We start from the raw sequence: 11,325 nt of genomic DNA on the forward strand, positions 1-11,325 counted from the left end.
CATGTTCATGCGCCTGCTGACCCGCGCGGTTGCCCTCGCCTGCCTGTTATTTCTCACGCTGCCGCTGGCGGTGCTGATCGGCGCCTCGCTCACGTCCACATCCTATCTGCGTTTTCCACCTGAAGGCGTCACGCTGCGGTGGTACACAACCGTCCTGACGGATCAAACCTATGTTCACTCATTTGCGTTGAGCACGATACTGGCCGCCAGCGCCACAGCCGTTGCGCTGGCACTGGCCATCCCGGCGGCATTGGCGCTGGCCCGCTACGACTTTCCCGGCAAGGCCGCCATAGCCTCCCTCCTGTCCGCACCCATGGTGCTTCCTTATCTGGTGCTGGGCTCGGCGCTATTGCAGTTCACAGGCTATCTTGGGTTCGCGCAGACATTTGCCGCCTTGCTGGTAGGCCATGTGCTGATCGTCACGCCATTCATCCTGAAGTCGCTATCCGGTGTGTTGACCCGTGCACATATGGAACTGGAGCGCGCATCGGCGGATCTTGGCGCGACGCCCTGGGAAACATTTCGCCTGGTAACGCTGCCCATGATGAAGCCCGGCTTGGTAAGCGGCACGATCTTCGGGTTCATCACATCATGGATCAACGTCGAGCTGTCGATGTTCAACACGACAGCGGTGCTCAATACGATCCCCGTGCAATTGTTCAACTACGTACAGTACTCGGTAGACCCATCCATTGCCGCCGTGTCGGCCATCACCATCTTCATTTCCATTCTTGTCATCATCGTTCTGGATCTCGTCGTCGGACTCGACGTGTTTTCAGACAAGCAACGTAGCCACTAGCACGCGCCAGGAGAAAGCAGCATGAAACAGCAGGATGTCTTCGATGTCATCTACACCCATACCGAGGGTGAACCCTTGTGTATCGTCCACAGCGGCATTCCCTATCCCGTCAATTCCTCCATACTCGATAAACGTCAGTTCCTGACCGATCACTATGATTGGGTGCGCAAGGCATTGATGCGAGAACCGCGCGGCCACAAGGATATGTTCGGTGTGTTTCTGACGCCGCCGTCCGGCCCTGATTATGACGCGGGCCTGATCTACATGGATGGCCAGACGTACTCGCACATGTGCGGCCATGGCACCATTGCCGTTGCCATGGCCATGGTCGCGCTGGGCATGGTGCCTCGCGACGCGCAGGGAAAGACCACGATTCGATTTGAAACCACAGCGGGCCTCGTGGTTGCAGAAGTCGAGTCGGAAGGCGACACTGTCTTGACGACCTGCTTTGAAAACGTGCCAGCCTATGTGGAAGCGCAGGACCTGCCCGTTTCGCTGCCGGGCTATGGCGACGTAAAAGCGGACATCGTGTGGGGAGGCAACTACTTCGGCATCATGGATTTGACCGGCACACGCCTGCGCATCCATCCGGATAACGGCAGCGAGCTCATCCGCATGGGCCTGATTGCACGCGAGCAGATCAATCGGCAGTACAAGATCCAGCACCCGACCCAGAAACACATCACCGATCTGAACTTCGTCACATTCTGGCATGAACCGTCGTTGCAGGGCGCCATGTACAAGAACGTCCATGTATTCAGTGCGGGCCAACTGGACCGCTCCCCCGGCGGCACAGGCACCAGCGCCATGATGGCCATGTTCGAGGCACGCGGCAAGATGGGCCTGAACCAGCCCATCCGCTCGGAAGGACTGCTCGGCTCCGGTACCTTCGAGGGCTGCCTGCTTGGCGAGGTTGACCTCAACGGCAAACGCGGCGTACGCCCGACCGTGAAAGGTACAGCAAGCATCCTAGGCACGGCCCGCTGGATCATAGATCGCAAGGATCCGGTGGGCGCAGGCTTCATGGTGCGCTAGAAAGGCCCCGCGAAAGCGCTTGCCTGCTCTGGCAAGGCAGAGGAGCCCTCCGGCGCGCACACATCAGCGCAGCAAGGAGGACATCCGTGCAGAAAATGAAAAGAGCCCGCTGATAGGAGCGGGCTCTTTCAAATATGGCGTGCCTGCCGGCGCGAAGCCGGCCAGCGCATTCAGTCGGCCGCTTCGTCAGCTTCGACTTCGGGGCGATCAACCAGTTCCATGAATGCCATGGGCGCGTTGTCGCCTTGGCGAAAGCCCATCTTGAGAACGCGGGTGTAGCCGCCGTTACGCTCTTTGTAGCGCGGGCCGATTTCGGCAAACAGCTTGACCACGGCATCGCGGTCACGCAGACGGGCAAAAGCGAGGCGCTTGTTGGCCAGGGTAGGTTCCTTGCCCAGCGTGATAAGCGGCTCGACTACACGACGCAGCTCCTTGGCCTTGGGCAAGGTGGTCTTGATGGCTTCGTGGGTGATAAGGGAGACAGCCATATTGCGGAACATGGCAAGACGATGACTGCTGGTGCGATTGAGTTTACGCAAACCGCTACGGTGACGCATGATGTTTTCCTTGAATCTATGCTGCGGAAAGAACTCCGCGGTTATCCGGCTCTTCTATCAGCAATGCTGCGGACCGGGAAAGGGGTGAAACTTTACCACGACTTCGGCTGGTTTCGTTTGCCGAGGCAGGCACTACGGGAGGCCAGCCGCGGGAACTGCAAGCCTGCGGGGAAGCGCCTTATGAACACAGCCCCACAGGCCAAATGACATCAGGGGCGCTCGAGGCCCAGGGGAGGCCAGTTTTCCAGCTTCATGCCCAGGGTCAGGCCGCGCGCGGCCAGCACTTCCTTGATCTCGTTGAGCGACTTGCGGCCCAGGTTCGGCGTCTTGAGCAGCTCGTTCTCGGTGCGCTGGATCAGGTCGCCGATGTAGTAGATGTTCTCGGCCTTCAGGCAGTTGGCAGAACGCACCGTGAGTTCGAGGTCGTCGACCGGGCGCAGCAGCACCGGATCGATCTGCGGCTTGACGCTGGTGGAAGCCGTATCGAAATCGCCTCCCGCGCCCTCAAGCGCGGCAAAGACGGAGATCTGGTCCATCAGGATGCGGGCCGACTGACGCACCGCTTCCTCAGGCGAAATGACACCGTTGGTTTCGATATCCAGCACCAGTTTGTCCAGGTCAGTGCGTTGCTCGACACGCGCGCTCTCGACTGCGTAGCTGACGCGGCGAACGGGACTGTAGGATGCGTCCAGCACGATTCGGCCGATGGTGTGCGTGCGATCGTCGGACAGCGCGCGAACGTTGCCGGGCACATAGCCGCGGCCTTGCTCAACCTTGATCTGCATCTCGAGCTTGCCATTGTCGGTCAGCGTGGCGATGACATGATCGGGATTGACGATCTCGACGTCATGCGGCAACTCGATATCGCTGGCCAACACCACGCCCGGGCCCTGCTTGCGCAGCACCAGGGTCACTTCCTCACGATTGTGCAGCTTGAACACGACACCTTTCAGGTTCAGCAGGATGTCGACCACGTCCTCGCGCACGCCGGCAATGGTCGAGTATTCGTGCACCACGCCGGTCATCTGGACCTCGGTGGGCGCATAACCTGTCATGGACGACAGCAGAATACGGCGCAGGGCGTTGCCCAACGTATGGCCATAGCCACGTTCAAACGGCTCCATGATGACCTTGGCGTGATTCTTGCCAACGGGTTCGACGTCTATGGAACGGGGCTTGAGAAAACCTTGAGACATGAATATTCCTTTTCAATACCCTCGGCTCGTTACACCGATAAGGCTGATGGAAAAACCGGAACATACCGGCGGGTGTAGTGCAATGCACAACGCCGGACGTGCGCACAGACGCACGACCCGGCGGAAAACAAATGCGGTCTATCAGCGGGAATACAGCTCGACAACCATGGATTCGTTGATGTCGCGGGCGACATCAGCGCGATCCGGCGCTTGCTTGAACGTACCGCTCAGCTTGCTCGTGTCGACTTCCACCCACTGGGGCAGGCCCTGGCCGGTAGCCAGGTCCAGCGATTCGCGGATGCGGGCCTGGGACTTCGCCTTTTCACGCACGGAAATCACGTCGCCGGATTTCAACAGCATGGAAGCGATGTCGGCGGTACGGCCATTGACTTCGATAGCGCGGTGATTGACCAGCTGGCGCGCCTCGGCGCGCGTGGAGCCAAAGCCCATGCGATACACGACGTTGTCCAGGCGCGACTCGAGCAGCTGAATAAGCGTTTCGCCCGTGTTGCCGCGACGGCGGTCAGCTTCGAAGAAGTACTTGCGGAATTGTTTCTCGAGTACGCCATACATGCGCTTGAGCTTTTGCTTCTCACGCAGTTGCAGTCCGAAATCGGACGTGCGGGCGCCGGACGTGCGGCCGTGCTGGCCGGGCTTGGACTCGAGCTTGCACTTCGAGTCGAGCGAACGGCGGGCGCTCTTCAGAAACAGATCGGTGCCCTCGCGGCGCGAGAGCTTGCATTTAGGTCCAATGTAACGTGCCAAGATGCTTCCCCTTAGATGCGACGACGCTTGGGCGGACGGCAGCCGTTGTGCGGTACGGGCGTGATGTCCGAGATGCTGGATATCTTGATGCCCAGCGCGTTCAGGGCACGCACCGACGACTCGCGGCCGGGGCCGGGGCCCTTGATGCGAACTTCGAGTGTTTTGATACCGTATTCGAGGGCCACACGGCCGGCCGACTCGGCAGCAACCTGTGCCGCAAACGGCGTGGATTTACGCGAACCCTTGAAGCCCGCGCCACCGGACGTCGCCCAGGACAGTGCGTTGCCCTGGCGATCGGTAATGGTGATGATCGTGTTGTTGAAGGACGCATGGACGTGCGCAATGCCGTCCGAAACGCTCTTCTTGACTTTCTTGCGTACGCGAGACGCGCCGCTGTTGGAAGCTTTCGCCATCTTCTAATCCTCGATTATTTCTTCAGGGACGCAGCAGCGCGGCGCGGACCCTTGCGGGTGCGGGCGTTGGTACGGGTGCGCTGGCCACGCACGGGCAGGCCGCGTTTGTGGCGCAGACCGCGATACGTTCCCAGGTCGATCAGACGCTTGATCGACAATTGCACTTCGCGGCGCAGGTCGCCTTCAACCGTGAACACGCCGACGTGCTCGCGAATGCGTTCGACTTCAGCGTCCGTCAGGTCTTTGACCTTCTTGGACGTTTCGATTCCCGCGGCTTCGCAGATCTTGCGCGCACGGGTGCGACCAATGCCAAAAATCGCGGTCAGTCCGATCTCGGCGTGTTGATGCGGCGGAATATTGATGCCAGCAATACGGGCCATGACTTTTCCTTGTTAAATCCGTTACGCCGAGGCTCAGCCCTGGCGCTGCTTATGACGTGGGTCTGTGCAAATAACACGCACCACGCCGTGACGTTTGATGATCTTGCAGTGGCGGCAGATCCGCTTTACCGATGCCATTACCTTCATGGTTGACTCCTAGTTTCCTTAACCGGCCGCTTATCTGGCGCGGAATACAATCCTGGCGCGAGACAGGTCGTAGGGGGTGAGCTCCACTGTGACCTTGTCACCCGGCAGGATCCGGATGTAATGCATGCGCATCTTGCCCGATATATGGCCAAGCACCACATGGCCGTTTTCAAGCTTGACGCGAAAAGTTGCGTTGGGGAGGTTTTCCAGCACCTCTCCCTGCATTTGTATGACGTCGTCCTTTGCCATTCTCGCCCTACCGCATTGGCAGTCCCGCACCCTTGAAGTTCGCCTTCTTGAGCAGCGAGTCGTATTGGTGGGACATCATGTAGGCTTGCGCCTGCGCCATGAAATCCATGGTCACCACCACGATGATCAACAATGATGTGCCGCCGAAGTAGAACGGAACATTCCAGCGCGCCTGCATGAGTTCAGGCAAAAGGCAGACCAACGTGATGTAGATGGCGCCAGCCAAGGTAAGGCGCATCAGGATCTTGTCGATATACCGCGACGTCTGTTCGCCCGGGCGGATACCCGGAACAAAGGCACCGCTCTTCTTCAGGTTGTCTGCTGTTTCACGGCTGTTGAACACCAGCGCCGTATAGAAAAAGCAGAAGAAGATGATCAGCGCCGAATACAGGGTGATGTACAGGGGCTGCCCCGGTGTAAGGGCTGCGGCCATGTCTCCAAGCCAGCGCATATTGGGATTGCTGGAGAACCAGCTGGTCACCGTTGCGGGCAGCAGGATGATGGACGAGGCGAAAATGGGCGGAATCACACCGGACATGTTCAGCTTCAATGGCAGGTGCGAGCTCTGCCCGCCGTAGATCTTGTTGCCGACCTGGCGCTTGGCGTAGTTCACGGTCACGCGGCGCTGGCCGCGCTCGACAAATACCACGAAATACGTGACCGCAATCACCAGCGCGAAGATGAACAGTGCCGACAGCACCGACATGGCATCCGTGCGCACCAGATCGAGCAACCCGGCAAGCGCGCTTGGCAGGCCCGCCACGATACCGGCGAAGATCAGGATGGAAATGCCGTTGCCCAGGCCGCGCTCGGTGATCTGCTCGCCCAGCCACATGACGAACATGGTGCCCGTTACCAGTGTGACGATTGTGGTGAAGCGGAACATCATGCCTGGGTCGATGACCAGGCCCGGCTGGGATTCGAGCGCAACCGATATGCCGACAGACTGAATCAGCGCCAGGAATACCGTGCCATAGCGCGTGTACTGCGTGATCTTGCGCCGGCCGGACTCGCCTTCCTTCTTGATGGCTTCGAGCGTGGGCACCACCACTGCCATCAGCTGCATGATGATGGCTGCGGAAATGTAGGGCATGATGCCCAGCGCGAACACCGAGAAGCGCTCCAGCGCACCACCCGAGAACATGTTGAACAGCCCCAGAATACCGCCCTGGTTCTGGCGGAACATCTCGGACAGCGCATCGGGATTGATGCCGGGCACGGGTATGTGCGTGCCAAGTCGGTAGACCACAAGGGCCAGCAACAGGAACACGACACGGCGCTTGAGATCGCCGTATCGGGGACCTGTCTTGCCCTGAGCCTGAGCTTTAGCCACCGTTGCCCCTTATCAAGCCAGCGAACCGCCGGCAGCCTCGATCGCGGCGCGTGCGCCAGCCGTGGCGGTGATACCCTTGAGCGACACCTTGCGCTTGAGTTCGCCGGACTTGATGACCTTGGCGTAGCGCACGGATTGCCCAACGATGCCGGCCTGCTTGAGCACTTGCACGTCGATTTCATCGACAGGCAGGCGTTCGAGGTCGGACAGGCGCACCTCGGCAAAGAGATGGCGGCCCATCGGCGTAAAACCGCGCTTGGGAAGGCGGCGCTGCAGCGGCATTTGACCGCCTTCGAAGCCTACCTTGTGAAAGCCGCCGGCACGGGACTTCTGGCCTTTGTGACCACGGCCACCCGTCTTGCCCAGACCGGACCCGATGCCGCGGCCCACACGGCGGCGCGCATGCTTGGCCCCTTCGGCCGGCTTCAGCGTGTTGAGTTGAGTTTCTGACATCCCGATTCCTTTCAGGCTTCCGAGACGGTGACGAGATAATCCACCTTGCGGATCATCCCACGCACCTCGGGCGTATCGACCAGTACGCGGCTGCTGTTCAGGCGACGCAGACCCAGGCCGCGAACCGTGTCGCGGTGAGACTGCTTCGTGCCGATGACAGAGCGCACGAGCGTGACTTTAATTTGCTTCTGTGCCATGGTTTACCCCAGGATTTCTTCCACCGACTTGCCGCGCTTTGCGGCAATCTCGGCGGGCGTCGAGCAGGCGCGCAAACCGTTGAGCGTAGCGCGGACCATGTTGTAGGGATTGCTGGAGCCCAGGCTCTTGGCAACCACGTTGCGCACACCCATGACCTCGAAGATGGCGCGCATCGGGCCGCCAGCGATAACGCCGGTACCTTCCGCAGCAGGCGAGATCAGCACCGTGGAGGCGCCATGCTTGCCGACCACCGTGTGGTGCAGTGTGCCGTTCTTAAGAGCGACCTTGACCAGGCCGCGACGGGCCTGCTCCATTGCCTTTTGTACGGCAACAGGCACTTCGCGGGCCTTGCCCTTGCCCATGCCGATGCGGCCGTCGCCATCGCCGACAACCGTCAGCGCAGCAAAGCTCATGGTGCGACCACCCTTGACCACCTTGCTGACGCGGTTGACCGCGATCATTTTTTCACGCAGGCCGTCGTCGCGCTCTTGCTCGGCGGCGTGCTTGCCTTGTGCTTTAGCCATGTGACTTTCCTTTAGAACTTCAGGCCGGCTTCACGCGCGGCGTCAGCCAGCGCCTTGACGCGGCCATGGTAACGGAAGCCCGAACGATCAAAGGCAACCAGCTCGACGCCGGCGGCTTTTGCTTTTTCGGCAACGCGCTTGCCAACCAGGCCAGCTGCCGCGGCGTTGCCGCCATGGGCCTTCTGGTCGGCCAGTGCCTTGCGGACTTCGGGCTCGAGCGTGGAAGCGCTGACGAGCACACGGTCGCCTTCTGGCGAAATAATACTTGCGTAGATGTGCTGGTTGGAGCGGTGAACCGACAGACGGTGCACACGCAGCTCGGAAATTTTCCGGCGGGTAGCAACTGCACGACGCAAACGGGAGATTCTCTTGTCCATAATTCGTCCTTGCCTGCGCGCTTATTTCTTCTTGGTTTCTTTGAGGATGACGCGTTCGTCGGCATAGCGGACGCCCTTGCCCTTGTAGGGCTCGGGACGGCGATATGCGCGAATTTCGGCGGCAACCTGGCCAACGATCTGCTTGTCTGCGCCCTTGATGACGATTTCCGTCTGGCTGGGGCATTCGGCCTTCACGCCTGCGGGCAGGTCGTGAACGATGTCATGGGAAAAACCAAGCTGGAGCTTCAGCGCATTGCCCTGAACCTGGGCGCGGAAACCGACACCCACGAGGTTGAGCCTACGCTCAAAGCCCTTGCTGACGCCAGTGACCATATTGGCCACCAGGGCGCGCAGCGTGCCCGACATGGCCTTGGCCTGGCGGGAATCGTTGGCAACCGCGAACGACAGTTCGCCGTTTTCCTGGCGGATGACCACATCGCCGGTAAGCGCCTGGGTCAGGGTGCCCAGCGGCCCCTTGACGGAGATCTGGCCAGCGCTGATGCTGGCTTCGACGCCGCTCGGCACGGCAACGGGATACTTTGCGATACGTGACATGTGATTCTCCTTATGCCACGTAGCACAGCACTTCGCCGCCCACGCCGGAAGCGCGCGCCTTGCGATCAGTCATGACACCACGCGGCGTCGACACGATGGCCACGCCCAGGCCGTTCATGACCTGAGGAATGGACTTGCTTCCCTTGTAGATGCGCAGTCCGGGACGCGACACGCGGTCGATACGCTCGATGACCGGACGGCCGGCGTAGTACTTGAGGGTGATCTCGAGAACAGGCTTGGCCTGATCACCGATGATCTGGAAACTGTCGATATAGCCTTCGTCTTTCAGCACGGCGGCAATGGCCGCCTTCAGCTTCGAGGAGGGCATGGTGACCGACGTCTTGTTGACTTGCTGCGCGTTGCGCACACGGGTCAACATGTCGGCGATGGGATCGCTCATGCTCATGTGTATTTCTCCTACCAGCTTGCTTTGGTCATGCCCGGCACTTCGCCACGCATCGCCATTTCGCGAAGCTTGTGGCGGGTAAGGCCGAACTTGCTGAAGACACCACGCGGACGGCCAGTGACGACGCAGCGGTTGCGCTGGCGCGTCGGGTTGGCGTTACGCGGCAGCTTCTGCAGTTGCAGACGAGCCTGGTAGCGTTCTTCGTCAGACTTGGATTGATCGTCGATGATGGCCTTGAGGGAGGCACGCTTTGCCGCGTACTTCTCTGCGAGTTTGGCCCGCTTGATATCGCGATTGATGAGTGAAAGTTTTGCCACGCATCGCCCCTTAGTTGCGGAACGGGAAGCTGAAGGCGGACAGCAGGGCCTTGGCTTCGTCGTCTGTCTTGGCAGTGGTGGTGATGCTGATGTTCATACCACGCACCGCGTCGATCTTGTCGTACTCGATTTCGGGGAAAATGATCTGCTCTTTCACCCCGATGTTGTAATTGCCACGCCCGTCGAATGCACGGCCGGACACACCACGGAAGTCACGCACGCGCGGCAGCGCCACGGCGACCAGGCGGTCCAGGAATTCGTACATGCGCTGGCCACGCAAGGTGACCATGCAGCCGATGGGATAGTTTTCACGGATCTTGAACCCGGCAATGGCCTTGCGCGTCTTGGTGACGACGGGCTTTTGTCCGGAGATCTTGGTGAGGTCGCCGACGGCATGCTCGATGACCTTTTTGTCGGCCACGGCTTCCGAGACACCCATGTTGAGGGTGATCTTGGTAATGCGCGGCACTTGCATGATGCTTTTGTAGCCAAACTTGGCCTGCAGGTCGCTCATGACCTTGCTGCGGTAGAACTCTTGTAAACGAGCCATGTTCTTCGCCCCTTAAGCCTTGGCGCCAACGACTGCGCCGCTGGAACGGAATACACGGACCTTGTTGCCATCCTGGACCTTCACCGCAACCCGTTCGCCCTTGCCGGACTCGGGGTTGTAGATAGCGACGTTGGATATATGGATGGGCATGGTCTTGTCGATGATGCCGCCTTGCGTGCCGGCCATGGGATTGGCGCGCACATGCTTCTTGACGACATTGATACCCTCGACCAGCACATGGTCGGGGCCTACGCGCTTGAGCACAGTGCCGCGGCGCTTTTTGTCGCGACCGGTCAATACGATGACCTCGTCGCCCTTGCGGATTTTTTCCATGGTTCGCCCCTTACAGCACTTCGGGAGCCAGGGACACGATCTTCATGAACTTCTCTGTGCGCAGTTCGCGCGTGACAGGTCCGAAGATACGCGTGCCGATGGGCTCCAGCTTAGCGTTGAGCAATACGGCAGCATTGCCGCCAAATTTGATCAGCGAGCCGTCCTTGCGGCGAACGCCCTTGGCGGTACGCACGACGACTGCGTTGTAAATTTCGCCTTTCTTGACGCGCCCGCGCGGCGCCGCTTCCTTGACACTGACTTTGATGATGTCACCGATGGCGGCATAACGGCGCTTGGAGCCGCCCAGCACCTTGATGCACATGATGGAACGTGCACCGGTGTTGTCGGCCACGTCCAGCGTGGTCTGCATTTGGATCATGATTTTTCCTGTTCCCAACTTAACCGCAAGAGCCTCTTGTGAAAGACGCCTTCGCGACCAGTTTTGGTCCCGTCAGATTCCCGAGCCTCGCGGCCCCTGAACCCTGGGTTGAAATCTTGCTAATAAACTCGCGTTAGATTCTTGCGGCCCACGCGCCCCGGGGAAAACACAATCTTTGCAGAAGGCCGCGCCCCCCGAAAGCCTGCGTTAACGCCGCGTTTGAGCAGGTTTTTGCCAGCAAGTCCTCTATGGTATTCTATTTTTTGTTTTCTTGCAAGAAGCCGGCACATCCGGATGTATATGTGTCGCGTTTTGGATATAAATACAGTTTACCCACTTACCACCCGGATATCCCCACG

The 11,325-nt window shown here is 59.7% G+C and carries 20 protein-coding genes; 2 read left to right on the forward strand and 18 right to left on the reverse strand.

Translation table 11 applies throughout. From position 1 onward, the window contains the following. Window position 1 precedes the first annotated feature (1 nt). Both ERD78_RS12465 and ERD78_RS12470 read left to right on the forward strand, forming a co-directional pair. Complete coding sequence (locus ERD78_RS12465; protein WP_129969604.1) at window positions 2-799, forward strand: ABC transporter permease; 798 nt, start codon at window positions 2-4, stop codon at window positions 797-799. 21 nt (window positions 800-820) lie between these two features. Further along, complete coding sequence (locus tag ERD78_RS12470) at window positions 821-1,834, forward strand: proline racemase family protein (protein WP_129969605.1); 1,014 nt, start codon at window positions 821-823, stop codon at window positions 1,832-1,834. Between the two features lie 170 nt (window positions 1,835-2,004). On the opposite strand, the gene rplQ is transcribed toward ERD78_RS12470, so the two are convergent. The 18 genes from rplQ to rplN form a co-directional block, all read right to left on the reverse strand. Then, window positions 2,005-2,391, reverse strand: coding sequence for a 50S ribosomal protein L17 (gene rplQ, locus ERD78_RS12475; protein ID WP_129969606.1), 387 nt, complete (start codon window positions 2,389-2,391; stop codon window positions 2,005-2,007). A 209-nt stretch (window positions 2,392-2,600) separates the two neighbouring features. Next, window positions 2,601-3,587, reverse strand: a complete 987-nt coding sequence (locus tag ERD78_RS12480) for a DNA-directed RNA polymerase subunit alpha (RefSeq protein ID WP_129969607.1) — start codon at window positions 3,585-3,587, stop codon at window positions 2,601-2,603. 141 nt (window positions 3,588-3,728) lie between these two features. Continuing rightward, entirely contained in the window at window positions 3,729-4,352 is a 624-nt protein-coding gene (gene rpsD, locus ERD78_RS12485) for a 30S ribosomal protein S4 (RefSeq protein ID WP_129969608.1), read from the reverse strand. A gap of 11 nt (window positions 4,353-4,363) precedes the next feature. After that, entirely contained in the window at window positions 4,364-4,765 is a 402-nt protein-coding gene (rpsK, locus tag ERD78_RS12490; protein WP_129969609.1) for a 30S ribosomal protein S11, read from the reverse strand. Between the two features lie 14 nt (window positions 4,766-4,779). Beyond that, complete coding sequence (gene rpsM, locus ERD78_RS12495; RefSeq protein ID WP_129969610.1) at window positions 4,780-5,145, reverse strand: 30S ribosomal protein S13; 366 nt, start codon at window positions 5,143-5,145, stop codon at window positions 4,780-4,782. A 33-nt stretch (window positions 5,146-5,178) separates the two neighbouring features. Next, window positions 5,179-5,292 carry a 50S ribosomal protein L36 gene (rpmJ, locus tag ERD78_RS12500; protein WP_026349781.1) on the reverse strand — a complete coding sequence of 38 codons (114 nt, stop codon included), beginning with the start codon at window positions 5,290-5,292 and terminating at the stop codon, window positions 5,179-5,181. Between the two features lie 30 nt (window positions 5,293-5,322). Then, window positions 5,323-5,541 (reverse strand): translation initiation factor IF-1, encoded by a 219-nt coding sequence (gene infA / locus ERD78_RS12505; protein ID WP_129969611.1) that lies wholly within the window; start codon window positions 5,539-5,541, stop codon window positions 5,323-5,325. 7 nt (window positions 5,542-5,548) lie between these two features. Next, window positions 5,549-6,874, reverse strand: a complete 1,326-nt coding sequence (secY, locus tag ERD78_RS12510; protein ID WP_129969612.1) for a preprotein translocase subunit SecY — start codon at window positions 6,872-6,874, stop codon at window positions 5,549-5,551. Between the two features lie 12 nt (window positions 6,875-6,886). Continuing rightward, window positions 6,887-7,327, reverse strand: coding sequence for a 50S ribosomal protein L15 (gene rplO, locus ERD78_RS12515; RefSeq protein WP_129969613.1), 441 nt, complete (start codon window positions 7,325-7,327; stop codon window positions 6,887-6,889). 11 nt (window positions 7,328-7,338) lie between these two features. Further along, window positions 7,339-7,524 carry a 50S ribosomal protein L30 gene (gene rpmD, locus ERD78_RS12520; protein WP_129969614.1) on the reverse strand — a complete coding sequence of 62 codons (186 nt, stop codon included), beginning with the start codon at window positions 7,522-7,524 and terminating at the stop codon, window positions 7,339-7,341. Window positions 7,525-7,527: 3 nt separating this feature from the next. Further along, window positions 7,528-8,049 carry a 30S ribosomal protein S5 gene (rpsE, locus tag ERD78_RS12525; protein ID WP_129969615.1) on the reverse strand — a complete coding sequence of 174 codons (522 nt, stop codon included), beginning with the start codon at window positions 8,047-8,049 and terminating at the stop codon, window positions 7,528-7,530. 11 nt (window positions 8,050-8,060) lie between these two features. Continuing rightward, window positions 8,061-8,426 (reverse strand): 50S ribosomal protein L18, encoded by a 366-nt coding sequence (rplR, locus tag ERD78_RS12530; protein WP_129969616.1) that lies wholly within the window; start codon window positions 8,424-8,426, stop codon window positions 8,061-8,063. 21 nt (window positions 8,427-8,447) lie between these two features. Next, a complete protein-coding gene (rplF, locus tag ERD78_RS12535) occupies window positions 8,448-8,981 on the reverse strand; it encodes a 50S ribosomal protein L6 (RefSeq protein WP_129969617.1) in 534 nt (177 codons plus the stop codon). Window positions 8,982-8,991: 10 nt separating this feature from the next. Beyond that, the gene (rpsH, locus tag ERD78_RS12540) at window positions 8,992-9,387 is read right to left on the reverse strand and encodes a 30S ribosomal protein S8 (protein WP_129969618.1); all 396 of its coding nucleotides are present in this window, start codon (window positions 9,385-9,387) and stop codon (window positions 8,992-8,994) included. An 11-nt stretch (window positions 9,388-9,398) separates the two neighbouring features. After that, window positions 9,399-9,704 carry a 30S ribosomal protein S14 gene (gene rpsN / locus ERD78_RS12545; protein ID WP_129969619.1) on the reverse strand — a complete coding sequence of 102 codons (306 nt, stop codon included), beginning with the start codon at window positions 9,702-9,704 and terminating at the stop codon, window positions 9,399-9,401. A 10-nt stretch (window positions 9,705-9,714) separates the two neighbouring features. After that, window positions 9,715-10,254: a 50S ribosomal protein L5 gene (gene rplE, locus ERD78_RS12550; protein WP_129969620.1), complete on the reverse strand. Its 540-nt coding sequence runs from the start codon at window positions 10,252-10,254 to the stop codon at window positions 9,715-9,717. A 12-nt stretch (window positions 10,255-10,266) separates the two neighbouring features. After that, window positions 10,267-10,587, reverse strand: a complete 321-nt coding sequence (rplX, locus tag ERD78_RS12555; RefSeq protein ID WP_129969621.1) for a 50S ribosomal protein L24 — start codon at window positions 10,585-10,587, stop codon at window positions 10,267-10,269. A gap of 10 nt (window positions 10,588-10,597) precedes the next feature. Continuing rightward, window positions 10,598-10,966 carry a 50S ribosomal protein L14 gene (gene rplN / locus ERD78_RS12560; protein WP_128355947.1) on the reverse strand — a complete coding sequence of 123 codons (369 nt, stop codon included), beginning with the start codon at window positions 10,964-10,966 and terminating at the stop codon, window positions 10,598-10,600. Window positions 10,967-11,325: the final 359 nt, after the last annotated feature.

The organism is Allopusillimonas soli, assembly GCF_004153445.1.
Classification (GTDB): domain Bacteria; phylum Pseudomonadota; class Gammaproteobacteria; order Burkholderiales; family Burkholderiaceae_B; genus Allopusillimonas; species Allopusillimonas soli.